The sequence below is a fragment of the Bacillus sp. TH13 genome (genome assembly GCF_016651175.1).
Classification (GTDB): Bacteria; Bacillota; Bacilli; order Bacillales; family Bacillaceae_G; genus Bacillus_A; species Bacillus_A thuringiensis_S.
Genome location: NZ_JAEKEJ010000025.1, coordinates 1,739,729 through 1,766,495 on the forward strand (window position 1 = coordinate 1,739,729; position 26,767 = coordinate 1,766,495).

Consider the following 26,767-nt stretch of genomic DNA (forward strand, 5'->3'; position numbering starts at 1 on the left):
ATTTTCGACAATATATACATAGAAAAAGGAAGGAGTCAAAACTTCCTTCCTCTACTAACTCTATTTTTCAGGTACATATAATAAATCATATCCATTGCGCCCATTTTCATTCACACAGTCTATTAACCTATAAGCCGTTTGCAATTCACACTGCTCTTTAACAATCCTTTTACAGCTATCTTTATATAAGCCTTTATCCTCACCAGCAAATTTGTCTTGTCTACTATCTAATACATAAAGTATATCTTTCCCACTATGTTCTAACGTTTGAAAAACCGGGTTACCTTCATCGGTATACTGTACAATTCTTATTTCATCAACTTTCCCTTGTTCCACATTCAAAACGAACTGCTCGAATTTATCTAGATTGGAAATCCTGGTTCCCTTTACGATGACATCATTCTTCTTATTAATTGTAGTGTTAGATGGTGAACATGCTACTAAACTAAAGAGAAATAGACATATAAAACTGGTTCTTTTTCCTATTGTCATCCTCTCCTATAAAAATTATTTGTATACCCAAAAGCTACTTTCAACTATGAAAGTAGCTTTTCTTTTCTTTTCTCCTTCTTCGGAAAAATCACATATGAAAATGAAATCACTGTATCAACTAAAAATATAATTGCCCACACTTGGCTCACACGGCTTGCAGCTTTATTTAAAACGATTCCCGATTCTAACCAATTACCCCATTGTTCAAATGGAATAAATCCATACGCGAAGAAAAAGAATATGTGCACACCAACGAATAAAACAAGATGTAATACCCAATTTTTTATTTCCTGCTTCGCATAGGCCATACCTGTTAATTCTACGTGCTCTTCCATAATTGGCGCTGGTTCATTCCGCCATTTCGCAACTAGCTTTTGCGCAAATATATCAAGCTTCTTCAAATCCTTTTTCCCGTAGAAAACTGCATACAATAAAATAATTACAGTAATGATCTGAAAGTTAGAGAACTTTCCTGTTTGATAATAGTCCACTACCCCTAAAGTTAAAATAAACACTTCATTTATGAGGAGTACAATTCCCATAATAAAGCTCGCCTTTTTCAAACGGAATCCGTAACGGAGTAAAAAGAAACCGATAGCTGATAACCAAAATACAATTTCTGCCCCAATTAAAAAATACCAACGATATTCTGCGAGTATACTCATTTATCCTTCTCCTTTTCATCATAAATACGAAAAGCTTCATCCATATATATTAAAAGTTCTTCTTCAATTGGATACATGCTCATTTTCTGTGAATCTTCCTTCGATTTTCTAACTTCCCATAACTTATCTAAAAACGCTTCGTCACCATTAGTCATTTCTAAACACTTCTGCATTAATTTTTTCGTTGCCCCTTGTACCTCATCACTAGCAGCTTCTTTACCTTCCTTCATAAAAGTATGGAATTGCTTTAATAAATCTACCCATTCTAAAACATTCGGATCTTCTTCACTCATATTCGGCAAATTGTGAAGCAACTTTTGTTCTTCCTTTGAAAACACTTCATTTTGGAATATTTCACGTATACGAGGAGACTGTTTAGAAAGCTGAATAAGTTCAAACATAACTTTCCAATCAAGTTCTCCCTCCACATCTACCGAATAAACAACAGCTTGTAAAACACGCTCCATTCGATTAAATTTCTTTTGTTCTTCCTGTACAAACCGAAGTTGTTTTTCAAGAGAATCCTTTAAGTTAAGCTCACCTATTACTAACATATTCGCAGCCTCTTTTAATGAAAATCCCATTTCCTTTAAAAATAAAATTTGTTGCAGCCTTATTACGTCAACTTCACTATATAAACGATGCCCACCTTCTGTTTTCCCGCTCGGCTTTAATAAATCTATTTGATCATAATAACGTAATGTACGTACTGTAACCCCTGTTTCTCTCGTCAATTCTTGTATTGAAATCACTACCATCACCTCTTCCCCTTCATTATAAAAGATGACGTTACGTAACTTTCAAGTCTTTTGTAAAAAAAATACAAAAAGCTGTTTATACTCTTTGTATAAACAGCTTTTACGGAAATAATCCTTTTTGTACAGCACGCCCACAAAATAAAATAAGTGCCCCAACGACAACACTCGTTGCTGTTTTATGATAATGAGCTGAAACTAATAAATAATATGATAAACCTACAGTGCCAATCATAATACAAATGCTTGGCACTGGATTACGAGAAAAGTTTTGCATTCCCCAAAGAAGCGCAAATATAGCTGTAGCGACACATAACACCGGTAATTCCATCCCAGTTCCCCTTTTTCTATCTATTCCTTGTTGCTAATACACTCGTCGATGCCATACTTATTAATAAACCAAAACCAATCCTTATATATTTAAACGTTTAATCTAATTGAAATCTCTCAAACTTATCATTTATTTTCTTTCCCCTTACTCCAGCGTAAAGATTTCCTCCACCTTCACTCCAAAATATTTGGCGATTTTTAGGGATAACTCTAGACTCGGGTTATAGTGATGATTTTCAATCGCCACAATCGTCTGCCGCGTCACCTGCATCGCCTTTGCCATTTCAACTTGCGTTATATGATGTTGCTTTCTTAACTCTTTTATTTTATTTTTCACACCCATAGGCTCCACCTTCGAAAGTAAAGATATCTTTACTTTAATTATAAATATTTTCCAGTTACAAGTAAAGATATCTTTACAAATTTTAGTAAAACATTTCACTGAACATCTTCTCTAACTAAGTACAAGAGTAATTCAATTTATATCAGCGATTTCCCAAATATATCGACATCAGTAGCACTATAATCATAAGAAAAAAAGCTGTCCCAAAATATCTTTTGGAACAGCTTCTTCGTCCTACTACATAAATCCTAATACATATACAAGAACATAGCCAAGAATAGAAAGGCAAACCGAACCGATCAGCCCCGCCACGAATGCCTTACTTCCTAACTTACGGAACGTTTTAAACTCTACATTTAAACCAAGCCCCGCCATCGCCATTGCAATAAGCATGTAAGCAATGACAACAATGTAGCCGGCAACAACTTCTGGTATAACCCCGAGCGAATGTACTGCACTCATCGCTAAAAATCCGAAGATGAACCACGGAATTGGAAGGTCGCGCCACGATTTTTTTTCCTCGCTACCTTCACTCTTACCAAACCATAATCCAATTAAAATCGCTACTGGCACAAGCATTGCAACGCGCGTTAATTTCACGATAACTGCGATGTCTACAGCCGTACTTCCTCCTGGTGCCGCAGCTGCGATGACATGAGCGATTTCATGCAGCGTCGCACCTGAGAATACACCGTAACCGTACGGAGATAAACCAAGCACTGGATATAATAACGTATAAATAAGCGTAAATATTGTACCTAAAATTGCGATGATCGCTGCTCCAACTGCTGTTTCGTCATCTTTTGCTTTCACTTGCGGTGCAATTGCCACAACCGCGGCCGCGCCGCAAATTGCTGTTCCACACGCTGTTAAAATTCCAAGCTTCTTCTCTACTTTAAATACTTTCGTTAGTCCATATACAACAAAAATAGTAAATGTAATAACAACCGCCGCGATGACTAATACTTTCGGCCCTGCCTCCGCAATATCAACAAGATTTAATCGCATTCCAAGTAAGATGATCCCAAAGCGAAGTAATTTCTTACTCGCGAAATTCGTTCCAGCTATCGCTTCTTGCGGAACTCCGATAGCTGCTCGCCAAACCATCCCAATTAGAATAGCAATTACTAATTGTCCCATAATATTTAAAAATGGAAGCTCTGCTAAATATTTCGCGGCAATTGCGATTAATAATGTAATCCCAATTCCTTGCGAAAATCCAAAGCCCTTCTTCTTTTGTATAACAAGTGTTTGTTCCACCTTGTACCACCCCAATAATCGTATTGGAACATGCATGTTCTTTCTACTTACATTATAAGAGAGTTTCTATCATAAGTTTAATATCAATATTGAATCCCTATCATCAGAAATACTTATGATAAGATGATAGAAAAAGAAAGGATCCCATTATATGAACGTAGACATTTTAAAAATTTTTGTTACTGTCGTTGAACAGAAACATTTCTCTCGTGCAGCAGAATTATTAAACCTTTCACAACCCGGAGTAAGTATGCATATACGCAACTTAGAAAACGAATTTGGCACTACACTTATTCAACGCTCCCCGAAGCACGTCCAAGTTACGGAAGCTGGAAACATATTATATATACATGCAAAGCAAATGCTCTCTCTTTACGAAGATGCTAAGCAAGAAATTAATGAACTACATAACGTTGTAACAGGAACACTTCGCATCGGTGCTAGTTTTACAATTGGCGAATACTTACTTCCAAAAATACTGGCTAACTATGCGAATGAAAATCCACACGTCGAAGTTCATACTTTCATCTCAAATACAGAAGACGTTTTGCAAAGCCTTCGCTCTAATCAAATTGATATCGGCTTAGTAGAAGGGCAAGTCGTATACGCTGACGTTGACGTTGAAACATTTATGCAAGATGAAATGAAGCTCGTCGTTCCGCCAAATCATTCATTGCTCCGCACAAATGAAATAAGTGAAAGCACACTCCAAGATCAAGTATGGGTACTAAGAGAAAGTGGTTCTGGTACACGCGCTTATAGTGACCGCTTTATTCATCAACACCATTTAAAGATGAAACGATTCTTTACATTCAGTAGTATCCAAAGCGTAAAGGAAGCTGTTAGTGCCGGTCTTGGCATCGCTATACTTTCTGATTGGACGGTACGGAAAGAGCTACTAGCAAAAGAACTATTCCACGTCGAAGTTCCAAATGAACAACTAATCCGTCCGTTCTCCATCGTGCGCGGCAAATATTTCATTCCATCTAAAGCCATTCAAGTGTTCTTAAATCATCTAGATTCTTTTGCGAAAAAACAGCATTGACCTTCACATTAGTGTGAAGGTTTACAATACATGTAAAAGGAGTGAAACACATTGCGAATTGGAGAATTATCAAAAGAAACTGGCGTTAGTGAAAGATCACTAAGACATTACGAAGAAAAGGGACTACTCCCTTCTAAGCGCCTCGCAAATGGCTACCGTGATTTTGATGAAAGTGCCATCGAAAAAGTAGAACTTATTCAAATGTACTTACAAATTGGCTTAAATTTAGAAGAGACGGCAAGGATGCTACGCTGCCTTGAAATTGAACCGCACCTGTACGACAATCCGTGCAGTAGTATCCTTATGCTTTATGAAGATAAACTCAATGAAGTAACAAAGCAAATCTCATTGCTTTCCAACATTCAAACAAATTTGCAAAAACACGTTTCACTCCTAAAACAAGCAAAAGAAAAGGGATGATTACATGTTCGTTATACATGGCAGTTCAAGACAAAACGGAAATACAGAAGCTTTAACACATATGATGATAGAGGGCATTGAAACAGAACAAATTTACTTGCGAGACCATACAGTCCATCCTATTACAGACCAACGTCATGATGCAGAAGGATTCCAACCTGTAAATGATGATTATGAGCAGTTAACCAAACGCATGTTAGAGCACGACACAATTATCTTTGCTACACCGCTATACTGGTACGGAATGAGCGGACATATGAAAAACTCCGTCGATCGTTGGTCACAAAGCTTGCGCGATACATCTCTTCATTTCAAAGAAAAAATGAAAGGCAAAAAAATGTATGTTGTCATCGTTGGCGGAGACAATCCTAAACTGAAAGCATTGCCGCTTATCGCTCAGTTTCAATACATCTTCGATTTTGTTGGTTCATCATTTGAAGGATATATCATTGGGGATGCGAATGGACTGGATGAAATTAAAAACGATGCTGAGGCGCTGGCAAAAGCACAATTGTATAATAATGAATTCAAAAATAGCAAATAGAAATAAGTTTGACAAACTATTTAGACTTAGCAACGCAAGAAGAATTAGAAACCATGTTACAAGAATATCCTGGCACAATACTTTTCATTAGCCATGACCGTGCCTTTATTCGCTCTGTTGCAGACCATATTCTACAAGTAGATGAGAGTGAACCAAGAATCTTCCACGGTAATTACGAGCAATACACAAAAAGAACAACCAGGGATTCTGTCAATGTTACTGAACAGGAATTGTTACGATTACAAACAAAATTAACGGAAATCATCGGCCGAATTTCCATGCCAAATCATCACGATAACATCCCATCTCTCGAACAAGAATACGCAAAATTATTAACTCAAATTCAAAAATGTAAAGAAGTACTCTAATGTCTTCCCTATATATCGACGGGACCTTCCGCATTTCCCAAGAAATATTGAAACTTCGACATATAAAAGTAAAAAGCCGTGCTGATGCACGGCTTTTTACTTTTATATACGGACAGCAGTCCCGCTCACTGCAACCATTAGCATTCCTTCGCGAACTACTTCGTAATCCACGTCGATACCAACAATAGCATTTGCATTTTTTTGTCTTGCGAAAGTTTTCATTTCTTCCATTGCGATGTCGCGCGCTTCTTTTAATTTACTTTCATAAGCACCCGCGCGACCGCCGACAACGTCACGAACAGAAGCGAAAAGGTCACGAACGATATTCGCGCCCATAATCGCTTCTCCATTGACGATATCGATGTACTCAATAATTTCTTTTCCTTGAATTGTAGACGTTGTTGTTACAATCATGCTTTATAGCCTCCCATATAAGATTTTCACTTACTTATGGTGCACTAATTCAGTAGAAATTATATTTATGAACTGAACTGAGCTTCGTATAATCGGCTGTATCCTCCGCCTTGCTCAATTAGTTCCTCATGCGAACCTTGTTCTGCAATACCATCTTTATTTACAACGACGATACGATCTGCATTTTTAATCGTTGCAAGCCTGTGAGCGATAACTAATGTTGTACGGCCGACAGATAGTTCTGCAAGCGATTTTTGAATCGCTAGTTCCGTCTCTGTATCTAATGCAGAAGTCGCTTCATCTAATATTAAAATTGGTGGGTTTTTCAAGAACATACGAGCAATCGCTAGACGCTGTTTCTGTCCACCAGAAAGTTTCACACCACGCTCACCGATAACGGTATCTAAACCGTCTGGTTGTGAGTAAATTAAGTCTTCTAACTGCGCACGTTTTACCGCCTGCCAAATTTCAGCTTCTGACGCTTTTAAATTTCCGTAAGCAATATTTTCACGAATCGTTCCTGAGAATAAGAACACATCTTGCTGCACAATTCCAATTTGTTTACGAAGTGAAGATAATGTCATATCTTTCGTATCAATACCATCAATTTGGATTGAACCAGACGATTGTTCATAAAAACGTGGGAGTAAACTACATAACGTTGTTTTTCCAGCTCCTGATGGTCCAACGAACGCAACCGTTTCACCTGCATGTATGTTCAAACTAATGTCATTTAAAATCGGTTCTTTATTTTCATATCCGAACGTAATGTTGCTATATTGAATATCACCATGTACATGTTTAACTTCCATCGCACCTTTAGAGTCTACAATATCTGGCTCTGTTTCCAGAAGCTCTACATATCTCTTAAAACCAGCGATCCCTTTCGGATAGCTTTCGATTACCGCATTAATTTTTTCAATTGGGCGGAAGAAAATATTCGTTAATAGAACGAATCCAATAAATCCACCGTACGTTAATTCACCTTGCAGAACAAACCATGTACCGCATATTAACACAAAGAGTGTTACGAGACGCATGAGCATATAACTAATCGATGAATTTAATGCCATAATTTTATACGCCATTAATTTCGTTGTACGGAAACGAGCGTTGTTAACAGCAAATTGCTCTTTCTCAAACTTTTCATTTCCGAATGCTTGTACTACGCGAATACCACCAACATTGTTCTCAATACATGCATTGAAATCAGCAACGTCTGAGAATAAACGTCTAAATGTACCTGTCATTTTTTTGTTGAAGTAAAGTGCTAACCATAATAAGAATGGAATGACGAAGAACGTTAATAGCGCTAACTTCCAGTTGATCATCATCATAAATGAGAATGCCCCAACTAAAGTCATAATAGCGATAAATAAATCTTCCGGTCCATGGTGAGCAATTTCCCCAATTTCCATTAAGTCGTTTGTAAGACGTGAAATTAAATGACCTGTTTTATTATTGTCAAAAAATCTAAATGATAGCTTTTGAATATGATCAAATAATTTCTGCCTCATATCCGTTTCAATGTTAACACCAAGCATATGTCCCCAATATGTAACAACATATTGTAAGCCTGCATTTAATATATACACTGCAAGTAAACCGAAACAAGCCCATAAAATAAGCGTCCAGTTTTGTCCTGGCAATAACTTATCAATAAATTGATTTACGATAAGCGGGAAGCCAAGTTCTAGTAATCCTGCGACAACCGCACAAGAAAAGTCGAGTATAAATAAACCTTTATACGGTTTATAGTAAGAAAAAAATTTACGCAGCATATCTTACCTCCATTTTCCAAAATTAAAAAGACTCTCTAAATGATAACCATTATCAAATAATTATTCAAGTTATCCGTCTATGAAACTAAAAATAAGATTTTTGATAGTTGTCGTTTTTTCCAGGAAGTCGATATATTCGAATAATCGCCGATATAAATTTCATTTACTAACTACCCTCCCACCAAAAAACAAAAAAGGTACCACCACAAGATGATACCTTTCCTTCTATTACATCGCTTCCGAATCCCACTCATGCTCCTGCTCAACAAATACAATACCTAATTCGTGATGTCCACCAGCATATAATGCAGTTTGCGCAAGACGAAGCTCACCATTTGTATCTAATACTTCTAATTTACAAAATGCTCCTGTCGTCTTCGTTTGAAGCGCATCATAAAATTCCTCGGCGCTTTTTGGAATGACTCCATTTACTTTCGTAATAATTTCTCCAGGCAGTAATTTTAGCTCTGCTCCAATTGTATTTGGGATTGTATCTAGTACAACGAGCCCATCATTGCGTGCAGCAAAATACGCTGGTCTTGTTTCATCAGTAATTTTCTCTTGCATCGAAATTGTGAAACGCCCAAGCATTGCGACTCCCATCGCGATAATTGCAAGTACATGCCACCAGTAACTTGCGATTCCTAAAACGAGCACAAGTCCTGCTAACCCATAAACACGTCTTCCTGTAAATAATAAAGCTTCCGTCGGCTCATAACTTTTAATCTTTCTCATAAATCCAATTAAAAATGGAACGAGGAATAGAGAATATGTATTTGAACCTATTGAAACGACAGGCCACCATGAAATAAACTGCGTTACCGCATCACCCGGTACAAGAATAAAAATAGGAACGATCCATAAACGCTTTGATTCGTGTAAACCAATCTTTAATCCACGCTTCCCCTTCCTAATCTTCGGTGTAGAGTATCCTACTGCGTTTTTAGAAATCAATAAACCTTCTACAATAAGCATAACGCCTAGCAAAATAGCAAGGGATACAATGGTATTCTCTTCACCTTCTCGAAGCTGTAAGAAGGAAATTGGTAGCTTAGAAGATAATAGAACACATACAATCGCAATGCTAAATGTATAAGCCGCCGATAAATATCGATACATAGCCGTTAATCCAAATAGTAATGTCCAAATTAAAATGGCCCATAAGCTTGCTTTAGAAACAACAAGTCCAAGCCCAATCGTAATAATAGATACTACTAATCCGTATCCCATCCCTGCAAATAGAGAGGTTCGCAGTTCAAACCAAATATCATAAACTTTAAAAGAAAAATCTTTTCGTTCTCTTAACATACGTAAGTATCCAACGAAGATACTACTTATTACAAATATATAGACAGCAGGGTGTAAGAAAAAACGTCCAACTGCCCGCATTATTTCAAAAATCCACGACTCCACGAACTCATTCACCACCATTTATATCATTCTTTCTTTTTATATTATCATAACTAAACAAACGTTTGTTTAACACAAAAAAATACAGGCAGAAAACTGCCTGTATTTCTTCTTATTTTGCCATTAATTTTAATGCTGACTGTAATTGTAGATCATTTTCTCCAGAACGGATTTTTTCGATAATTTTAGTTTGAATCGCTTCAGCTGTCTTTTTATCAAGCTGTCCTGTCGCTTCCATTTCATTCGCATTTTGGAATGCTTTCAGCGCCGATTCTGTCTCTTTACTAAAGTATCCATCTTCACGACCTGGTACATACCCTAAGCTCTTAAGCATTTCTTGAGCATGTTTTACTTGTACATCATTTGAATTGTATGAAAGTGTTTTTTCAATTTGAATTGGTGTCGCATGATAATAATTTGGTTGCTTCACTTCTACTGTTGGCGCGATTCCTTTTTTATGAATCCAGTTCCCATCCGGTGTTAACCATTTAAACATCGTTAATTTAATGTTGCTGCCGTCTTTAAATGGAACAGCTTGCTGAACAGTACCTTTACCAAATGTCTTTTCACCAATTAAATCGTATCCTTCTCCTTCTTTCAGCGCACCAGCTAAAATCTCTGAAGCAGAAGCACTTCCATTATCAATTAATACTGAAATTGGATATGGTTTTCTCTCTTTCAGTTCCGTAGAGAATTTCTTCTTCTCACCATTTCGCTGCTCTACTTGTAGCATCGGCTTTTTATTCGTCATAATTTCTCCTAGTATATCTTCTACACTATTTAAATAACCACCAGGATTACCACGCACGTCAATAACTAAGCCTTTTATATTTTTCTTCTCTAACTCTTTTAACTGATCCTTAAATTCCTTCGCTGTATTTTCAGCAAAAGAAGTGATTTGCATATAACCGATATCTCTTCCGCTCTCTTGCTTCACAGAACTAAACACTGTGAAGATCGGAATTTTTTCACGCTTAATTTTAAATACAATCGGATCAGTTACTCCCGCACGTTTAATTTCAATTGCGACAGTCGTTCCTTTTTTACCACGGATCTTTAATACTGCTTCTTCACGTGATAAGTCTTTCACACTGTTTCCATCTACAGATAAAATTTGGTCATTCGGTTTAATTCCTATCTTTTCTGCTGGTGAACCTTTAATTGGCGATACGATAATAAGCTTATCGTCCGTCTTGTTCACCTCAGCCCCAATCCCCTCTAATTCAGGATCAAGCGATTCACTAAACTGTTTGGCTGTTTCTTTATCCATATACGTGGAATAAGGGTCCTTCAGCGTAGACAACATGCCTTGTATTGCACCTTCAACTAACTTTTCATCTTTCACGTCTTCCACATAACGTGAATCAATTAGTGCATACGCCTCATTAATTTTTGCCAAATTCCCTTGCGCAGTGCTAGCATTCCCACTCGAAATTGTTTGCGTTACTTCTGCTGGGTTAACCCCAAATACAGACATGCCTGCAAACATTCCGCCAGCACCAATTAAAAATGCAACAACCATTCCAATAATTGCAACTCTACGTTTCAATGCGGAATTCCCCTTTCCAAAACACACAGGTGGTGTAGCAAAAGGCATCACACAGCGTGTGATGCCTTTACCTATTTCTACTATATGATAAGCTTGTACGAATTATGTTTGCAACTTTTTATACTTTTAAGAAGCGACGAATTGACATTACACTTCCCCACATACCGATTAACGCACCGATTAACACTAGTAAACCAGCTAATTGGAATACGAAAGGACTGTATGGTAGAAGCTCGAAAATTGTTCCGCCAAGTTTTTCGTTAAACACACCTTGCAACGAATTATACGTAACTAGAATTAGGCCAATTGGAATAATTGATCCTAATACTCCTAAGAATAATCCCTCTAGCAAGAATGGCCAACGAATGAACCAGTTTGTTGCACCAACAAGTTTCATAATTTCAATTTCTGTACTACGAGCATAAATTGTAATTTTAATTGTGTTAGAGATTAAGAACATTGCTGTGAATAAAAGACCAGCAATTAACGCAATCCCAATGTTACGACCAGTTTTTACAGTATCAAATAATCGTTCAACTTGCCCTTTTCCGTACTGAACATTACTGACAAACTGCATTTTTTCAACCTTCTTCGCGATTGTCGCTGTATCTGTTGGTTCTTTTGCTTTTACAACGAATACGTTTTTAAGTGGGTTATCTTGTTCAAATAACTCAAACGTTTTTCCGCTATCACCTAAGCTTTTAATTAAACGTTTTAACTCTTCTTCTTTAGAAGAATATTTAATAGAATCTACTTTTGCAATCTTACTCATATCTTCTTCTAATTTCTTTTGATCAGCTTCTTTTGCAGCTGGATCAATGTGTACACGAATCTCTACATCTTGCTCTACTTTCGTCGCAAAATGGTTCATATTCATAATCGCTGTTAAAAAGACACCTACAAGTAATAATGTAACTGTTACTGCACTAACAGAAGCAAATGTCATCCATCCGTTACGTGATAGATTCTTTACACCTTCTCGCAAATGTCGACTAAGGGTCTTAGCCTTCATATCCGTATCCTCCCTCAATCTCGTCTCGAACAATTTTTCCGCCTTCAATCGCGATTACACGATGACGGATTGTATTTACGATATCTGCATTATGCGTCGCCATAACAATTGTTGTACCACGCTCATTAATGCGAGTAAAAATCTTCATAATATCAAGAGCTGTTTCAATATCTAAGTTACCTGTTGGCTCATCAGCAATTACAACCTTTGGTCGATTTACAATCGCTCTTGCAATCGCAACACGTTGTTGCTCTCCACCTGAAAGTTCACTTGGAATTGCATCTGCACGATCTTCAAGACCTACAAGACCTAAAACTTCTGTTACACGCTCACGAATTGCATCTGGTTCTTCTTCAATTACTTCTAAAGCAAACGAAACATTCTCATATACCGTTAATTTAGGTAGTAATTTAAAATCTTGGAAAATTACGCCTAATTGACGACGAAAATATGGAACATCTCTTTCTGCCAATGTTTCAATAACAAGTCCATTTACATTAATTGATCCTGTAGATGGCTTCTCTTCACGATACATCATTTTAATAAATGTAGATTTTCCGGCTCCACTCGGTCCAACTACGTATACGAACTCACCTTGTTTAATGTTAACTGTAAGACCAGCAATGGCTTTCATACCATTCGGGTACTCCTTATAAACATTCGTCATTTTTATCATTATTTATCACCCAATACTTAATGATTTTTTTCGAAATACTTTTCTGTACATCTGAAAATAAAAGACATCCTTCATTTTCACTTAGTCATCCTTGTTGAAGGTAGTTTACTTATGCTTTCTCATAAGCAATACCACTCTATGTAATATATTTCAGCAAAATTCTACAAACCCCATTGTAACATCAAACGGTTTCCAGTTCGGATACATTTTTGTTACAGTTATGTTACATAAATGAAAAGGAAAACGAGTTGACCTATATTATCAACTCGTCCAGTTCACCTTTTTTATTTATGTTCAGCTAACCATTCAGATACTTTTTTCGCATCTTCACCTTGAATAAGTCCTGGTGACATTGAACCGCGGCCTTTTTTAATAATCTCTTCGATATCTGCAGCGTCGTACTTACCGCCTACTTTTCTTAAATCAGGTCCAGTTGCCCCTGATAAATCTGTCGCGTGACATCCAGCACAACTTCTTTGGAAAATTTGTTCTGCGCTGTCTGTGCTTGCAGACTGTTTCGAAGACTTACTCTCTTCTTTATTTCCGCATGCTCCTAAAGCAAAAACAACCGATGTCCCTAGCGCAATAGCCAACAATTTCTTTTTCACTTCTATCGCTCCCCATTGTTGATATTCTTTTTATTCCTAACACACTCATTTTCATTATAAGCATTATCTTTATATAGAAAAACTAAGGTGTATTTCATATTCCTCAAAAATACAGTGAGAACCTTGATAAAATAAAGCTTTCATAAGTTGTTTCAATTCTGTGAACAGCTTAAAAAACTTCTATAAAGAATCCTTTTTAAAAGGAAAATTAGAAATGTTCTATATAAATCTTTACCCTATTATCGCTCTATTTTACTATTCTCTACTTTTTACAAAACAATATACACCATTGTAATCTACATATAATCCCATCAAAAAGAGAAGTTGTCGTTTCCAACTTCTCTTCCTCTTTACTTCATCTATAAAAATAAAATCAAATTCTTTATATCCTCTATATCCTCAGCGTGGGCCAACAATTTAGTTGGCTTTTTTTCACTTATTAGATGCGAGAACGTAAGTAAGCATCAATAAATGGATCAATCTCTCCATCCATAACTGCTTGTACGTTACCAACCTCCGTATTTGTACGGTGGTCTTTTACAAGAGAATACGGGTGGAATACGTAAGAACGGATTTGGCTACCCCATCCGATTTCTTTTTGTTCCCCGCGGATTTCATCTAATTGTGCCTGTTGTTCTTCTAGTTTCTTTTGATATAATTTCGCTTTTAACATCTTCATCGCATGCTCACGGTTTTTAATTTGAGAACGTTCCGACTGACACGTTACAACTGTATTTGTCGGTGTATGTGTAATACGAACTGCTGAATCTGTCGTATTAACGTGCTGCCCACCCGCTCCACTTGCGCGATACGTATCAATTTTTAAATCTTCTGTACGTACTTCGATTTCAACTTCATCATTGAACTCTGGTACAACTTCACAAGATACGAACGATGTATGACGACGACCTGAAGAATCAAATGGTGAAATACGTACAAGACGATGTACACCTTTCTCTGCTTTTAAGTAACCGTAAGCGTTATGACCTTTAATTAATAAAGTTACACTCTTAATACCAGCTTCATCACCCGGTAAATAGTCAACCGTTTCTACTTTAAATCCACGTTTTTCAGCCCAACGTGTATACATACGTAATAACATAGAACCCCAGTCTTGTGACTCAGTTCCACCTGCACCTGGATGTAATTCTAAAATTGCATTATTTTTATCATAAGGATCACTTAATAGTAACTGAAGCTCATACTCATTCATTTCTTGAATTAAGCCTTTTACTTCTGACTCTAATTCCTCATGTAAATCTTCATCGTATTCTTCTTTTAAAAGCTCATGCGTTACTTCTAAATTTTCGAACGTTTCATCTAATTGACGGAAACTTCCAACCATATCTTTTAACGCATTCGCTTCATTAATTACAGCTTGCGCGCCTTGTTGGTCATCCCAAAATCCTGCGCTCATCATTTTTTCTTCTAATTCTGCAATTTGTTTCTCCTTAGTAGGAAGGTCAAAGAGACCCCCTAAAAGCCGCTAATCGCTTAGCCATTTTCTCTAATTCCTGTCTAATTTCTACTAATTCCATTTCCTTCACCTCTATGTAATTGCTGTTACTTTCGTATGAAAACAAGGGAAACTCTCTCCACTTATTACGGAGAGAGTTTAACCCTTCTTAATTATACATTTTTGATATAAAAGTTTGCAAAACAGCCAAAGCTACCGCCCTATATTACTGAACAATACCACAGCAGTTTTTATATTTTTTACCGCTACCACATTTACATAAATCGTTGCGGCCCACTTGGTCACCTTTTACAACTGGCTTTTTCTTCGCTTCTTCGCCATCGCTAGATGGATGAACAGCTTCACCTTGAACAACTTCTTGACGTTCTAAGTTTTGTTCAATTTCAGCTTTCATAATGTAACGAGAAATTTCCTCTTCAATAGAAGCAACCATTGACTCGAACATTGCAAATCCTTCCATTTGGTACTCACGAAGTGGATCAATTTGACCGTAAGCACGTAAATGAATACCTTCACGAAGATGATCCATCGCATCAATATGCTCTGTCCATTTTGTATCTACAACGCGGAATACAACAACCTTCTCAAACTCACGCATTTGCTCTTCTGGCATAAGCTTTTCTTTGTCATTGTAACGCTCTATTAATTTCGCGATAATTGGTTCGCTCATTTCCTCAGGAGCAAGGCGACGTAATTCTTCTTCTTTTACGTCTCCTTCTTGAAGAAGGTTTGTATTTAAGTAGTCAACAAGACCTTTAATGTTCCAATCTTCTTCAATTTCCTCTTGTGTATGAAGCGCAACAGCACGTTCTACTGTAGATTTCATCATACCTTCAATAATGCCACGTAAGTTTTCCGATTCCATTACTTCTTGACGCTGCTTATAAATCACTTCACGTTGCTGACGAAGTACATCATCGTATTGTAATAACTGCTTACGTGCATCATAGTTATTTCCTTCAACACGTTTTTGTGCAGACTCTACCGCACGAGAAACCATTTTACTTTCAATTGGCTGGGAATCATCCATACCAAGACGATCCATCATCGCTTTCATATTGTCAGAACCGAAGCGGCGCATTAATTCATCTTCCATAGACAAGTAGAACTGCGTTACACCAGGGTCCCCTTGACGACCAGCACGACCACGTAACTGATTATCAATACGACGGCTTTCGTGACGCTCTGTACCGATAACTGCTAGACCCACGTTTTTAATATCGTCTCCAAGCTTAATATCCGTACCACGACCAGCCATATTCGTCGCAATCGTTACAGCACCTTTCATACCAGCTTCTGCAATGATATCTGCTTCACGCGCATGGTTTTTCGCGTTTAAAATGTTATGGCGTACACCTTTACGTGTTAACATTTTTGAAATAAGCTCTGACGTTTCAATTGCAACTGTACCAACAAGAATAGGTTGCCCTTGTTTATGACGATTTACAATATCCTCAACAACTGCATTGAACTTACCTTCCATTGATTTGAAGATTAAATCAGCACGATCATCACGAATAATATCTTTGTTCGTTGGAATTACGATAACATTCATATTGTAAATACTACGGAATTCTTCTTCTTCCGTTTTTGCTGTACCAGTCATACCAGATAATTTTTCATACATACGGAAGTAGTTCTGGAATGTAATTGTTGCAAGCGTCATACTTTCATTTTGAATTTCTACACCTTCTTTTGCTTCAATCGCTTGGTGTAATCCTTCGCTATAACGACGACCTTTCATAAGACGACCAGTAAATTGGTCTACAATTACGATTTCGCCTTCTTGTACAACATAATCTGTATCACGGTGCATAACAACGTGTGCACGAAGCCCCTGATTAATATGGTGAAGAAGTGCTACATGTTTTAAATCGAATAAGTTTTCAATATGGAAAGCTTTTTCTGCTTTCGTAATACCATCTTCTGTTAACATTACATTTTTCGTTTTCACATCAAATGAATAATCTTTTTCATTTTCTAACGTACGAACAAATGCATTTGCAAACATGTATAGCTCTGTTGATTTTTGAGCTTGTCCTGAAATAATAAGCGGCGTACGCGCTTCATCGACTAAAATAGAATCGACTTCATCGATAATAGCAAAGTGAAGCGGGCGTTGAACGCACTGCTCTTTATATAAAACCATGTTGTCACGTAAGTAATCGAATCCAAGCTCATTATTTGTGCTATACGTAATATCAGCAGCATAAGCCTCTTGTTTTTCTTCGCGTGACATACTATTTAAGTTAATTCCTACCGTTAAGCCAAGGAACTCATGAAGTTGTCCCATTTCATTCGCATCACGTTGTGCTAAGTATTCATTGACTGTAACAACGTGAACACCTTTTCCTGTTAAAGCATTTAAATATACAGGTAATGTAGATGTTAACGTTTTACCTTCACCCGTTTTCATCTCAGAAATATTCCCTTCATGTAAGGCAATACCACCCATTAACTGTACGCCATATGGACGCATTCCAAGAACACGAGTTGCCGCTTCGCGAACAACCGCAAAAGCTTCAGGTAATAGATCATCTACTGTTTCACCTTTTGTTAGACGTTCTTTAAATTCAAGCGTCTTTCCTTTTAATTGTTCATCAGTTAGTGGCTTAATAGATGACTCTAATGCATCAATTTGCTCAACTGTCTTTTGCATACGTTTAATTTGGCGTTGGTTTACATCAAACACCTTTTTTAAAATACCGATCATAGGAAATACGCTCCTCTTTTTATTAAAATAAAACTTCCGATTGTTTTTCTTTTTCTCTATTACAATCAGTCGTTGTAAAAATCAAATGTATGTTATGCCAATTTTTCTCCTAATTAAAAAAACTAAAATGTATATACCTAATGATAATTGTAACACTTGTCTTATAACTATGACAACAATCGACCGAATGTCAGGCCTTATATTCAAAAAAAGTTTTTATTTCATTTGTTCCAACAAACTAACATGTCTTTTCTCCATCCCTCTATTGCACATTTTGTATTAAATATCCCCTTTTAAAAGAGGATGATCGAAGGAAATCTATTAGTTTTAAATCAAAAATTACAAAAAGCCGGAAATTTCGCAGGTGCAGCATCCATAGATACTTACACCTGCGAAACAACTCCGACTTTAAAAGATATTATTATGTTGCAAGATCTACTCAACCACAGCAAAAAAACACCTTTAAAATATATATGGATCAATCATGAATTTTATTAATTTATTGGTATTTCTAATTCATGATATTTCCCTTTCTGATCCTTCATAAAAGAAATGAATTTCACCTTAGTTGATTCATTTGAAAAGTTTTTATAATTCTTACCAGGGTCATCTCCTATAAAATAATTTGTCCCAATATATCCTCGTACCGTTTTACCAGCAGGTATTACAGGCTCAAACTGATATTTTTCAGGTAATTCCATTGAATACGGAATTAAATTATAAAACTCTCCTATTTTAGAATAAAACATTGTATTAGAAATAGACTTATTACTAAGCAAATTAATATCCCGATTCGTTGTATTTGTAATATCTAAAGGTAACACATACGTCACTACTTCACGGTCTTCATAAGGATCATAAACTTTTGTAGGATCCAGAGGATCAAGTGCATGAAACGTAATTCCTTGTCCATCTTCAAAAATTCTATTAGATAAAAACTCACCTTTTACCACTTTATAAGATTCATTCTTTAGATTTAATGTTTTAAATCTAAAGAAACTAGCAAATACACATAGCAACAGACACAATCCAATGATTATTAAGACATGATTTCTTGTCACTCTTAATCTACCAACTTTCCATTATTAACATGTACAATGCGATCTACTATTTCATTATCTAGAACATGCACATCATGACTAGCTACTATAATAGTCGTTCCTTTAGATTTTTCTACTTTCAAAATATCCAAAACATCTTTTATTCCATCACTATCTAAAGCATTAGTTGGCTCGTCTAATAACAATAATTTTGGTTGTTCCATTAAAGCTTGCGCTATCCCTAAACGTTGCTTCATACCTAAAGAGTATCTTTTATACTTTCTCTTATCTGTTTTATCAAGTCCAACCCTTTGAATAATATTATAAATTTCCTCATCAGAAATTTTATTGTTAATCGATGATAAAAACTTCAAGTTCTGAAAACCAGTATACCCCGGAATAAAACTTGGATATTCAATCAATATCCCCATAGAATCAGGAAATTGCTTTTGTTTTCCAATCATTTCATTATCTACATAAACAACTCCAGAATTTAAACGCATTAATCCTGATATAGCACGTAAAATCATTGTTTTACCAGAACCATTATGCCCCTTCAAAACTAAAAACTCTCCTTTTTTTACTGACAAACTAATATTATCTAACACAATATTTCCCTTTAATCTTTTCGTCATACATTCACATTTAATATAATTGTCCATAAATTATTCACCTATCACATCTAGTTTTTTAAAACAAAAACTACCTAATAAAATCATTACAATAACAATTACTATTCCTATTAAAAGTAAATCATTACATTGAATAGATTGATTATTACCTAAAGTCAATTGAATTGAACTGTGATCAACAAAATACCAACGATTTGGCATAACAAAAGAACCTAAAAAATAAGTACTATGAAAGAAAATAGACAAAAATAGGTACATCAACATCAGTACAAAAACAATAGTTATTGGTATATAAAGCGTTAAAAACTCAAAAATCAAAGCTAATAAAAAGCTTATAATTATTTGAATTAGCATAGTACCTAATATTTTATAAGGAAATTGACTATATAAATTTAAAAAAGTATACTCGCCTAAAGAAAGCACATAGTAAGCACTAAACCAAAGAAAATACATAACAATCCAAATACTAATTATATAAAAAAACAAAGATAATATTTTCGTTAACCACAGAAAATGCTTCTTCTTAACACGAGGAAATAAATAAACACCATTCTGTTGAATATCTGAAAAAGCAAAATTCCCTACAAGCAACAAAGGAGTGATTTGAAAAAATATCCAATAAAAAGGGATAGAAAATCGCCCCTCCTTATAAAAATAAGATAAATCCACAAAGTCTACTCCATGAAAAAATCGATAAAAGGTAACATCTACCAATACAAATTCTTTACCATTACTAAGAGGCTGATTGTATAAAAAAGTAATTGCTATAATAGCGTAAATTAAAAATAAAAAAGCCATTATCTTGATGGAATCTCGAAACCTTACATGTAAATCTCTTTTTAACAAATAATATAAAATCATAATGTAAACTAGATCACCTCTGTCTCATCATTCATAGCAATATAACTTTTTTTAGCTAAAATCCATACACTTATAAAAAAGATAGAAAAGCATCCAAATAAACGTATAAATAAACCAGTACCATCTTCAAAGACATTTATATAAAAAGCATTTGTAAATAAAAATCCATGTAATATAAATCTATCTAGTAAAACAGCAATGATCATACATATTATTACAAGTAAACTAGGTAAAAATAATTGCAATAAAGCACTTATCATACATATAAAAACATTCGCAAATAATTGAATACAAAATAGTAATGGATAATTTACATCAACACTAGTTACAGCCATCATATTTGACAGTAAAAATAACTGTAAAATCATACTCCCAGCGAAAAAACAAACAAAAACGAATAGTTTCAAATAATATATAGAAACTAATTTCATTGCATTATTCACTCGATAAACTACATAAATACTAAAAAAATTCGACATAGAATATACAGAAAAAACGATGGTTAAAGGAATAAATATAGTCGACAAATTATAAAACGACATAACTTTATACAAAGTTTCTAATTCGTTCATTTTTTCTTTTACAATGCCCTGTTCAAAATAATTGAACAAGCAACCAATGATACTAACATTAAGTAAAAAAAGAATACTTAACCAAACGTACTTCATCCTTATAGTTTCTTTCATTACATTATAAAAGAACATGCTTCCTACTCCCCCGTAAATAAAGAACTACAGAACAAAACCAAATACATAACAAGACACTAAGAAAAATTTGTAATTCAAAAAAGCCGAAATCTTTAATTACATAATCTTTAGGATTGAGAATCCCTTTTCCAATACCAAGCCAAAAAATATGTAAAACAAATGGAACTAAATAAATAAAATAAACTCGTTTTATAAAAAATGAAACTGATAAAGCCAAACTCGAAAAAACCGCACCGTATAAACCATTTAAAAATACATACATTAGAAAATATAAAGTAGGGTACTCATAATAAACTGTATTAAATTGAGCTGTTGGTGAGACAGTAGCAGCCATATAATTTAATATTGGATGCGGAGCGACTGTTGGATAAGTCATTGCATATAAATAAAAATTAAATAGTAAAGGGAAACTTATAATAAAAAAAGATACACTAAAATTAATAAAATAAAGTAGCTTAAAATAATAACCTGTTCCCATTTTAGAAATAACAGGATAAATAAATCCATAATTTTTATCAATTCTATAAATCCCTGCTACAGCCATTGCAGAAAGCATAGGAAATATAAGTAGATAAAACTCACTATAAAATGACAATCTATTAAAATGTAAAATATTAGATAAATATGGGGATACCTTTATAATCCCAGCATCGTTAAATCCTTTAGTTGTCACAAACATAGCAATATATTGAGCAGTAACAATTATTAACATAATAAATAAAGACAACCAAAACATCCTACCTTTTAAAATCCTTCCTAAAAAGTAACTCATCTACAGCTCCTCCATAAACCATTAATTAAATTTAAACCTTTTTTAATATGAACAATTGATCCGCAACACCATAACATTTATTTTCTTTATTTAACCAGATGTAACGAAAAGCAACATTTGCTCTCTCTCCTTCAAATTTAGGAAACTCAACTTCATACTGATAAACATCATTTGTACCTTTTCTTTTTACACTCTTAACTTCTTGTTTCCACTCAATTACTTTCCCATCAGTTTGTTCAATCCGTCCCAAAAGATACGTTGGTTTTTTCTTATTCGTAACACCCGATAAAAACACATAATAATTTTCTGGTATAACTCCTGACTTTAAATTTTTATCTGAAAGCCTATCTTCTATTGCAATATCATTTCTATCTATTTGACCTTGAAAGAAATCATTACCATTTTTATTCCCCGAAAATACTTGTTCATAAATAGTATTTTTCTTAATTTCTTGCAACTGAATACTTTTCAAATTATATTTTTCCGTTAAAGTATCTTCAATATTTACAATAGGTTCATCTACTTTCTTTTGACAAGAAACTAAGAAACTAATACTCAATATAAAACAACAGAATACAATATATTTTAAAATAAGTTTCATTACAGCTCCTCCTATTTTTAAAATGAAATAGCAGAAAAAGTCGTATAATTCAGATTCGGAACTAGACGACTTTTTCTAGCGCTACAAAATAAATAATTTCAATTTATAATTTCTAAATCAATATTCAATGTAAGGTCCATTAGGTCTTACACTATCAGGACTCCAATCAGTAGGATAAGCATTATTTTCTCTAGAATAACCACCAAATCTAACAGGAACATTTTTCCTATATCGTTCATATGCATAATTTTGGAAAAGATATGTTTTACCTGGTTGCACTTCTCCTTCATGCTTACCTGAAACATTTACCCAATCTCTATCACCTTTACCTTTATTTTTATCCGCTTCTGTCCAAACGTTAAAAGAACCACCGCCCTTCTCACTACTCTTCACACGCATATACATAGAAGTAGGGTTCTCTTTAGGACGTGCATTAGTAAAATCATATGCACTCCAAAGTCTAAAGGTAAATTCTACATGATCATCCCTTATATCAGCCTTAGCAGGTTCGGTTAAAGCAAAAGTACTAGCTAAAATACCTAAAGATAAAACAGATCCAAACATAAAACGACTTTTTTTCTTAATACTCACTAAAAGCACCTCCGATAATTTGTAGCATTATATTGATTTTATTTTTTCACTGAAGAAATAAATTAAATCCTTATAACACAATATTACAATATCATTCTCTCAACACACCTTCAATACATTTCAGAATATTTAATATTATATTTGCAATTGTAAACATTTTGCCAAATTAACAAAAATAATAATACACTCCTAGCAACAAATTACTTATAGAGATAACTACTTACCTACGCCTGTTCCAAATCATAAAGAGTAACTCGCCTTTTAATTTCCCCATGCTGTTTTGACGAAACACTGTCTAAAAATCACGTCTTAATGAAATGGGCTACTTATAAATTCTTTCACCTTTCGAAAAGAAAAAACTAAAACATAAAAAAAGCGCAGCCATTTCGGCTGCGCTTTCGAATTATTATTTAGTTTCGATTAAACCGTATTTCCCATCTTTACGGCCATATACAACATTAGTTTCATTTGTATCAGCATTTGTGAAGACGAAGAAATTATGTCCTAGCATATCCATTTGTAGAATCGCTTCTTCAACGTCCATCGGTTTTAAATCGAATCGTTTTGTACGTACAAGTTCTAATTCATCTTCTTCTACCTCATCCATAACAGCTACTGCTTCTGGAAGGATAAAGTTCGTTTTCATAGAACCTTTCTCACGTAACTTACGATTTACTTTTGTTTTATGTTTACGAATTTGTCGCTCAATTTTATCAACTACTAAATCGATAGCAGCGTACATATCGCTATTAGTTTCTTCTGCACGAAGTAATAAATCAGTAAATGGTATTGTTACCTCGACACGTTGCTTGTCAGAGTATACTTTTAAATTAACTTTAATCTCTGGGAATGTATCAAAATAACGCTCTAACTTACTTAGTTTTTTCTCTACATATTCCTTTAATGCTGGAGTTACTTCAATATTTTCACCACGAATGTTGAATTTCATAGATGAATTCCTCCTTTCAAGCCTATGTACTATAATTTCGACACTGGCTTAAAAATTCCTTCTAACTTTTTTAAAAAAATTAGTGGAATTGCGATTTTTTTATCGTTTTTTGTTGAAATGAAAAGATGCATCGTTTCTATCTTTATTTTATCCTATTAACATCGTGAATAACGAATATAACTGTGGACAATTCGTTACAGAAAAGAAACAACTTTTTGACAACTTACCCTATAACAAAAACCCCTTGCGAAAAACAAGAGGTTCTACTACATATATATAACGTTGCCACAAACGCAGCTTTCTCTTCCCAAAACAATATCCCCTACAGTTTCACAACATTAGCTGCTTGTGGTCCACGTGCTCCATCTACAATGTCAAACTCTACTTGTTGCCCTTCTTCTAACGACTTATACCCATCTTGTTGAATAGCAGAAAAATGGACAAATACATCATCACCATCTTCGCGCTCAATAAATCCAAATCCCTTTTCTGCATTGAACCATTTCACTCGTCCTTGCATGTTCATTCCATTCCCTTCACTCTAAAAATCAGGGCATTCACCCCATATTCTGACTATAACGAATGACAAGACTTTTAGTCAAAGAAGATTTGTCGTCTTTTTATTATTCCTTTCGACATTCACATATTAACCTCTACAAAGCGTCAAACAAGAAACTTCTCTAGCTCCTCGATCATACAAAAGGCTTCCAATTTGTCTAACAGTAATTCCTGTCGTATACACATCATCCACGATTAAAACATGTTGCTCATGAAACATCTCTTCTCCCTGAAAATAAAAAGGATTGCTTCCTGACACCCTTTCTTTACGTGTCTTCTTACTTTGCTTTTCTGTTTCCCTTCTTCTTAATGATGGATAAGAAAGTTTGACAGGCAAACAAGTTGCTAATAACTCAGCTTGATTAAAACCACGTTCAACTTCCCTTTCCTTACTAAGCGGAACAGCGATAACGGTTGAAACATTGGCAAAATGCTTTTGAAATAAACTTCGAAAAGGACGATAAAAAATGCGCACTAACTCTGCATCCCCCCGAAACTTAAACTGCGCTACTATTTCTTTCATCCCATCATCATACATATATAACGAACGGTTTTTAAAAGGACGATACTTCTCCTCTTTCATCCACCTTATACAATCTATACAAAAACCGTCTTCTTGAAATAAGGCAGGAACAAATTCTAAAGGCCGCCCACATCCCATGCAAATTTCTCCTATAATATAGGAAAGTTTCTGCTCACATCTATCACATATATATTTTCTATGACACTTTACAAAAAAAGTGTACCAACTAACCTTTTCTACAAAACACTCGTCACAAAGTAAACAATGCATTAATCGATCAATCCTTGTTCTTTGGCATTTTTATTCATACCTTGAATATGTTTTTTCGCGCGCACCATCGCCTCTGTCTTACCATAGTGAAAATAAATGACCTCTCCATACGGTGCTTCAAAGCTCCGCCCGGCTCGGCCTGCAATTTGTACGAGTGCACTTTCTGAGAATATTTCTTCTTCCGCCCCTAAAACCGCGACTTGCAAATTTTTCACCGTTACGCCTCGCTCTAAAATTGTCGTTGTAACTAATAATGGGATTTCTCCCTTTCTGAAAGCTGCTACTTTTTCTTTTCTCCCCGGATCTTCTGCATGTACACCTTCAATTCGCTTGTTTAATGATTTTAACAACAGGCTTATTTCTTCTACATATCGCACATGGGGAACGAATAAAAAAATAGGATGTTTTTTATTTAAGTATGTTTGTAACCACTGTAGTAAAACTCGAGGAATTCTTTTATGAATGAGGCTTTTTTTCCAATTCCCGCACCAACAAAATAAAGGAACTGGCAAAGGATGACGGTGATATCGTCCAGAAACAATAACACCTTTTTGTTCACCTTTTCTAAATTTTCGCTTCCACGTTTCATCTGGAGTCGCAGTTAAATAAATACGCGCCGCTCTTTCTTTCATCGCTTGTTTTACCGCGTACTGTAACATTTGATCTGCACAATATGGAAAAGCATCTATCTCATCTACAACCATGACATGAAACGCCCTATAATAACGTAATAATTGATGCGTGGTCGCAACGACTAGTACTGCATCTTTTTCTTTATCCACACTCCCTCCATATAAAGCCGCTACCTTTATATATGGAAATACTTCTTGCAATCTCGGTGCTAATTCAAGAACAACATCCGTTCTCGGCGTTGCGATACAAACTCTTTCTCCTTTTTGAAGCGCTTCGTTAATACCGTAAAACAACATCTCTGTTTTCCCAGCCCCGCATACAGCCCAAATAAAAAATGATTCTTTTTGCTTAATAGCCTCTATAACACCTTGTGCCGCCAGATTCTGACCAGTAGACAACGTCCCGTTCCACTGTAACAAATTTAAATTCTTTTCTCTCTTTCTTTCAGCAATCCCGCGAACAAGTACAGCACATTCACTTACCCTCCCCATCGTTATACACTTCCGGCAATATGCGCACACTTTACTGCACCTTTTACATAAAAACGACGCAAATAGCCGCTGCTCTATATTTCCACAGCGCTGACATACATATTTAGAAGCCTTCTTTTTTACACCTTGTACACACACGACCTCTCCCTTCTTTTTCAAATCATTTAATTCCCTCTGTAAATCTGAAGAAAGTTCGTCTAATAGCAACTGTTTCCCCGCTAGCATCAACAATCACCTCCAGCACTACTATAAACCCTTCTTCAAATCCCGTAAAAAC

31 protein-coding genes and 1 pseudogene are annotated in these 26,767 nt (G+C 35.3%); 5 read left to right on the top strand and 27 right to left on the bottom strand.

Going from position 1 to position 26,767, the window contains the following annotated elements; all coding sequences use genetic code 11:
- Window positions 1-60: 60 nt before the first annotated feature.
- The 7 genes and pseudogenes from JFU02_RS17480 to JFU02_RS17510 all read right to left on the bottom strand — a co-directional run bounded on the left by JFU02_RS17480 (window position 61) and on the right by JFU02_RS17510 (window position 3,845).
- Window positions 61-492: a DUF4362 domain-containing protein gene (locus tag JFU02_RS17480; protein WP_201071342.1), complete on the bottom strand. Its 432-nt coding sequence runs from the start codon at window positions 490-492 to the stop codon at window positions 61-63.
- 44 nt (window positions 493-536) lie between these two features.
- Complete coding sequence (locus JFU02_RS17485; protein WP_201071345.1) at window positions 537-1,157, bottom strand: hypothetical protein; 621 nt, start codon at window positions 1,155-1,157, stop codon at window positions 537-539.
- Window positions 1,154-1,915: a MerR family transcriptional regulator gene (locus JFU02_RS17490; protein WP_000260347.1), complete on the bottom strand. Its 762-nt coding sequence runs from the start codon at window positions 1,913-1,915 to the stop codon at window positions 1,154-1,156. Before JFU02_RS17490 ends, JFU02_RS17485 begins: the two co-directional genes overlap by 4 nt.
- 100 nt (window positions 1,916-2,015) lie before the next feature.
- Window positions 2,016-2,243, bottom strand: a complete 228-nt coding sequence (locus JFU02_RS17495; RefSeq protein ID WP_061667784.1) for a hypothetical protein — start codon at window positions 2,241-2,243, stop codon at window positions 2,016-2,018.
- A gap of 16 nt (window positions 2,244-2,259) precedes the next feature.
- Window positions 2,260-2,331, bottom strand: a pseudogene (locus tag JFU02_RS17500) (ATPase); the annotation flags it as partial.
- A 56-nt stretch (window positions 2,332-2,387) separates the two neighbouring features.
- Window positions 2,388-2,585, bottom strand: a complete 198-nt coding sequence (locus JFU02_RS17505) for a helix-turn-helix transcriptional regulator (protein WP_000538359.1) — start codon at window positions 2,583-2,585, stop codon at window positions 2,388-2,390.
- 237 nt (window positions 2,586-2,822) lie between these two features.
- Window positions 2,823-3,845 (bottom strand): YeiH family protein, encoded by a 1,023-nt coding sequence (locus JFU02_RS17510; RefSeq protein ID WP_000438419.1) that lies wholly within the window; start codon window positions 3,843-3,845, stop codon window positions 2,823-2,825.
- A 151-nt stretch (window positions 3,846-3,996) separates the two neighbouring features.
- Here JFU02_RS17510 and JFU02_RS17515 point away from each other — a divergent pair, with 151 nt between their 5' ends.
- The 4 genes from JFU02_RS17515 to JFU02_RS17530 are packed head-to-tail and all read left to right on the top strand — an operon-like array spanning window position 3,997 to window position 6,222.
- Window positions 3,997-4,890, top strand: a complete 894-nt coding sequence (locus JFU02_RS17515) for a LysR family transcriptional regulator (RefSeq protein ID WP_001099997.1) — start codon at window positions 3,997-3,999, stop codon at window positions 4,888-4,890.
- Window positions 4,891-4,941: 51 nt separating this feature from the next.
- Window positions 4,942-5,310 (top strand): MerR family transcriptional regulator, encoded by a 369-nt coding sequence (locus JFU02_RS17520; protein ID WP_001219194.1) that lies wholly within the window; start codon window positions 4,942-4,944, stop codon window positions 5,308-5,310.
- Between the two features lie 4 nt (window positions 5,311-5,314).
- A complete protein-coding gene (locus JFU02_RS17525) occupies window positions 5,315-5,854 on the top strand; it encodes a flavodoxin family protein (RefSeq protein ID WP_201071348.1) in 540 nt (179 codons plus the stop codon).
- An 8-nt stretch (window positions 5,855-5,862) separates the two neighbouring features.
- Complete coding sequence (locus JFU02_RS17530) at window positions 5,863-6,222, top strand: macrolide transporter (protein WP_201071350.1); 360 nt, start codon at window positions 5,863-5,865, stop codon at window positions 6,220-6,222.
- A gap of 102 nt (window positions 6,223-6,324) precedes the next feature.
- Here JFU02_RS17530 and JFU02_RS17535 read toward each other — a convergent pair whose 3' ends face one another.
- The 9 genes from JFU02_RS17535 to secA all read right to left on the bottom strand — a co-directional run bounded on the left by JFU02_RS17535 (window position 6,325) and on the right by secA (window position 17,862).
- The gene (locus tag JFU02_RS17535; RefSeq protein WP_000637523.1) at window positions 6,325-6,636 is read right to left on the bottom strand and encodes a heavy metal-binding domain-containing protein; all 312 of its coding nucleotides are present in this window, start codon (window positions 6,634-6,636) and stop codon (window positions 6,325-6,327) included.
- A gap of 65 nt (window positions 6,637-6,701) precedes the next feature.
- Window positions 6,702-8,417: an ABC transporter ATP-binding protein gene (locus JFU02_RS17540; protein WP_000944608.1), complete on the bottom strand. Its 1,716-nt coding sequence runs from the start codon at window positions 8,415-8,417 to the stop codon at window positions 6,702-6,704.
- Between the two features lie 228 nt (window positions 8,418-8,645).
- Complete coding sequence (locus JFU02_RS17545) at window positions 8,646-9,848, bottom strand: PDZ domain-containing protein (protein WP_050427763.1); 1,203 nt, start codon at window positions 9,846-9,848, stop codon at window positions 8,646-8,648.
- Window positions 9,849-9,939: 91 nt separating this feature from the next.
- Window positions 9,940-11,376: a S41 family peptidase gene (locus JFU02_RS17550; protein ID WP_000830306.1), complete on the bottom strand. Its 1,437-nt coding sequence runs from the start codon at window positions 11,374-11,376 to the stop codon at window positions 9,940-9,942.
- A gap of 118 nt (window positions 11,377-11,494) precedes the next feature.
- Window positions 11,495-12,388 (bottom strand): permease-like cell division protein FtsX, encoded by an 894-nt coding sequence (ftsX, locus tag JFU02_RS17555; RefSeq protein ID WP_000645028.1) that lies wholly within the window; start codon window positions 12,386-12,388, stop codon window positions 11,495-11,497.
- The gene (gene ftsE, locus JFU02_RS17560; RefSeq protein ID WP_000594331.1) at window positions 12,378-13,064 is read right to left on the bottom strand and encodes a cell division ATP-binding protein FtsE; all 687 of its coding nucleotides are present in this window, start codon (window positions 13,062-13,064) and stop codon (window positions 12,378-12,380) included. The genes ftsX and ftsE overlap by 11 nt, the downstream gene beginning before the upstream one ends.
- Before the next feature lie 284 nt (window positions 13,065-13,348).
- Window positions 13,349-13,672, bottom strand: coding sequence for a cytochrome c551 (cccB, locus tag JFU02_RS17565; RefSeq protein ID WP_000727971.1), 324 nt, complete (start codon window positions 13,670-13,672; stop codon window positions 13,349-13,351).
- Window positions 13,673-14,111: 439 nt separating this feature from the next.
- Window positions 14,112-15,210 (bottom strand): peptide chain release factor 2 gene (gene prfB, locus JFU02_RS17570; RefSeq protein WP_097807990.1). Its coding sequence is split into 2 segments (ribosomal slippage): window positions 14,112-15,137 and window positions 15,139-15,210, totalling 1,098 coding nucleotides; the frame shifts between segments, so codons are not numbered across the junction.
- A 144-nt stretch (window positions 15,211-15,354) separates the two neighbouring features.
- The gene (gene secA / locus JFU02_RS17575) at window positions 15,355-17,862 is read right to left on the bottom strand and encodes a preprotein translocase subunit SecA (RefSeq protein WP_000579371.1); all 2,508 of its coding nucleotides are present in this window, start codon (window positions 17,860-17,862) and stop codon (window positions 15,355-15,357) included.
- Window positions 17,863-18,165: 303 nt separating this feature from the next.
- Here secA and JFU02_RS17580 point away from each other — a divergent pair, with 303 nt between their 5' ends.
- Complete coding sequence (locus JFU02_RS17580) at window positions 18,166-18,360, top strand: hypothetical protein (protein ID WP_042972814.1); 195 nt, start codon at window positions 18,166-18,168, stop codon at window positions 18,358-18,360.
- Here the strand turns inward: JFU02_RS17580 and JFU02_RS17585 are convergent.
- From JFU02_RS17585 to comFA, 11 genes are all read right to left on the bottom strand, one after another.
- Window positions 18,357-18,884 carry a hypothetical protein gene (locus JFU02_RS17585; protein WP_042973457.1) on the bottom strand — a complete coding sequence of 176 codons (528 nt, stop codon included), beginning with the start codon at window positions 18,882-18,884 and terminating at the stop codon, window positions 18,357-18,359. The genes JFU02_RS17580 and JFU02_RS17585 overlap by 4 nt on opposite strands.
- Before the next feature lie 41 nt (window positions 18,885-18,925).
- The gene (locus JFU02_RS17590; RefSeq protein WP_000371031.1) at window positions 18,926-19,564 is read right to left on the bottom strand and encodes an ATP-binding cassette domain-containing protein; all 639 of its coding nucleotides are present in this window, start codon (window positions 19,562-19,564) and stop codon (window positions 18,926-18,928) included.
- A gap of 3 nt (window positions 19,565-19,567) precedes the next feature.
- Window positions 19,568-20,332, bottom strand: coding sequence for a hypothetical protein (locus tag JFU02_RS17595; RefSeq protein ID WP_061667820.1), 765 nt, complete (start codon window positions 20,330-20,332; stop codon window positions 19,568-19,570).
- A gap of 71 nt (window positions 20,333-20,403) precedes the next feature.
- Window positions 20,404-21,099, bottom strand: coding sequence for a hypothetical protein (locus JFU02_RS17600; protein ID WP_000466502.1), 696 nt, complete (start codon window positions 21,097-21,099; stop codon window positions 20,404-20,406).
- The gene (locus JFU02_RS17605; protein WP_000120041.1) at window positions 21,086-21,874 is read right to left on the bottom strand and encodes a hypothetical protein; all 789 of its coding nucleotides are present in this window, start codon (window positions 21,872-21,874) and stop codon (window positions 21,086-21,088) included. The genes JFU02_RS17600 and JFU02_RS17605 overlap by 14 nt, the downstream gene beginning before the upstream one ends.
- 31 nt (window positions 21,875-21,905) lie before the next feature.
- Window positions 21,906-22,475, bottom strand: a complete 570-nt coding sequence (locus JFU02_RS17610) for a hypothetical protein (protein ID WP_000767072.1) — start codon at window positions 22,473-22,475, stop codon at window positions 21,906-21,908.
- Window positions 22,476-22,592: 117 nt separating this feature from the next.
- Entirely contained in the window at window positions 22,593-23,066 is a 474-nt protein-coding gene (locus tag JFU02_RS17615) for a hypothetical protein (protein WP_201071352.1), read from the bottom strand.
- A 406-nt stretch (window positions 23,067-23,472) separates the two neighbouring features.
- On the bottom strand, window positions 23,473-24,015 hold the full coding sequence (gene hpf, locus JFU02_RS17620; protein ID WP_000671187.1) for a ribosome hibernation-promoting factor, HPF/YfiA family: 543 nt from the start codon (window positions 24,013-24,015) through the stop codon (window positions 23,473-23,475).
- Window positions 24,016-24,337: 322 nt separating this feature from the next.
- Window positions 24,338-24,535 (bottom strand): cold shock protein CspC, encoded by a 198-nt coding sequence (gene cspC, locus JFU02_RS17625; protein WP_001990088.1) that lies wholly within the window; start codon window positions 24,533-24,535, stop codon window positions 24,338-24,340.
- Window positions 24,536-24,661: 126 nt separating this feature from the next.
- A complete protein-coding gene (locus tag JFU02_RS17630) occupies window positions 24,662-25,366 on the bottom strand; it encodes a ComF family protein (protein WP_080546895.1) in 705 nt (234 codons plus the stop codon).
- Window positions 25,366-26,715, bottom strand: a complete 1,350-nt coding sequence (comFA, locus tag JFU02_RS17635; RefSeq protein WP_000879409.1) for an ATP-dependent helicase ComFA — start codon at window positions 26,713-26,715, stop codon at window positions 25,366-25,368. The genes JFU02_RS17630 and comFA overlap by 1 nt, the downstream gene beginning before the upstream one ends.
- Window positions 26,716-26,767: the final 52 nt, after the last annotated feature.

What these genes read in the sequence shown, in the direction of transcription:
- JFU02_RS17480 (WP_201071342.1), bottom strand. Translation starts at nt 492, where the DNA reads ATGACAATAGGAAAAAGAACCAGTTTTATATGTCTATTTCTCTTTAGT.
- JFU02_RS17485 (WP_201071345.1), bottom strand. Translation starts at nt 1,157, where the DNA reads ATGAGTATACTCGCAGAATATCGTTGGTATTTTTTAATTGGGGCAGAA.
- JFU02_RS17490 (WP_000260347.1), bottom strand. Translation starts at nt 1,915, where the DNA reads ATGGTAGTGATTTCAATACAAGAATTGACGAGAGAAACAGGGGTTACA.
- JFU02_RS17495 (WP_061667784.1), bottom strand. Translation starts at nt 2,243, where the DNA reads ATGGAATTACCGGTGTTATGTGTCGCTACAGCTATATTTGCGCTTCTT.
- JFU02_RS17505 (WP_000538359.1), bottom strand. Translation starts at nt 2,585, where the DNA reads ATGGGTGTGAAAAATAAAATAAAAGAGTTAAGAAAGCAACATCATATA.
- JFU02_RS17515 (WP_001099997.1), top strand. Translation starts at nt 3,997, where the DNA reads ATGAACGTAGACATTTTAAAAATTTTTGTTACTGTCGTTGAACAGAAA.
- JFU02_RS17525 (WP_201071348.1), top strand. Translation starts at nt 5,315, where the DNA reads ATGTTCGTTATACATGGCAGTTCAAGACAAAACGGAAATACAGAAGCT.
- JFU02_RS17535 (WP_000637523.1), bottom strand. Translation starts at nt 6,636, where the DNA reads ATGATTGTAACAACAACGTCTACAATTCAAGGAAAAGAAATTATTGAG.
- JFU02_RS17540 (WP_000944608.1), bottom strand. Translation starts at nt 8,417, where the DNA reads ATGCTGCGTAAATTTTTTTCTTACTATAAACCGTATAAAGGTTTATTT.
- JFU02_RS17545 (WP_050427763.1), bottom strand. Translation starts at nt 9,848, where the DNA reads ATGGTGGTGAATGAGTTCGTGGAGTCGTGGATTTTTGAAATAATGCGG.
- ftsX (WP_000645028.1), bottom strand. Translation starts at nt 12,388, where the DNA reads ATGAAGGCTAAGACCCTTAGTCGACATTTGCGAGAAGGTGTAAAGAAT.
- ftsE (WP_000594331.1), bottom strand. Translation starts at nt 13,064, where the DNA reads ATGATAAAAATGACGAATGTTTATAAGGAGTACCCGAATGGTATGAAA.
- secA (WP_000579371.1), bottom strand. Translation starts at nt 17,862, where the DNA reads ATGATCGGTATTTTAAAAAAGGTGTTTGATGTAAACCAACGCCAAATT.
- JFU02_RS17580 (WP_042972814.1), top strand. Translation starts at nt 18,166, where the DNA reads ATGATCGAAGGAAATCTATTAGTTTTAAATCAAAAATTACAAAAAGCC.
- JFU02_RS17590 (WP_000371031.1), bottom strand. Translation starts at nt 19,564, where the DNA reads ATGGACAATTATATTAAATGTGAATGTATGACGAAAAGATTAAAGGGA.
- JFU02_RS17595 (WP_061667820.1), bottom strand. Translation starts at nt 20,332, where the DNA reads ATGGCTTTTTTATTTTTAATTTACGCTATTATAGCAATTACTTTTTTA.
- JFU02_RS17600 (WP_000466502.1), bottom strand. Translation starts at nt 21,099, where the DNA reads ATGTTCTTTTATAATGTAATGAAAGAAACTATAAGGATGAAGTACGTT.
- JFU02_RS17605 (WP_000120041.1), bottom strand. Translation starts at nt 21,874, where the DNA reads ATGAGTTACTTTTTAGGAAGGATTTTAAAAGGTAGGATGTTTTGGTTG.
- JFU02_RS17610 (WP_000767072.1), bottom strand. Translation starts at nt 22,475, where the DNA reads ATGAAACTTATTTTAAAATATATTGTATTCTGTTGTTTTATATTGAGT.
- hpf (WP_000671187.1), bottom strand. Translation starts at nt 24,015, where the DNA reads ATGAAATTCAACATTCGTGGTGAAAATATTGAAGTAACTCCAGCATTA.
- cspC (WP_001990088.1), bottom strand. Translation starts at nt 24,535, where the DNA reads ATGCAAGGACGAGTGAAATGGTTCAATGCAGAAAAGGGATTTGGATTT.
- JFU02_RS17630 (WP_080546895.1), bottom strand. Translation starts at nt 25,366, where the DNA reads ATGCATTGTTTACTTTGTGACGAGTGTTTTGTAGAAAAGGTTAGTTGG.
- comFA (WP_000879409.1), bottom strand. Translation starts at nt 26,715, where the DNA reads ATGCTAGCGGGGAAACAGTTGCTATTAGACGAACTTTCTTCAGATTTA.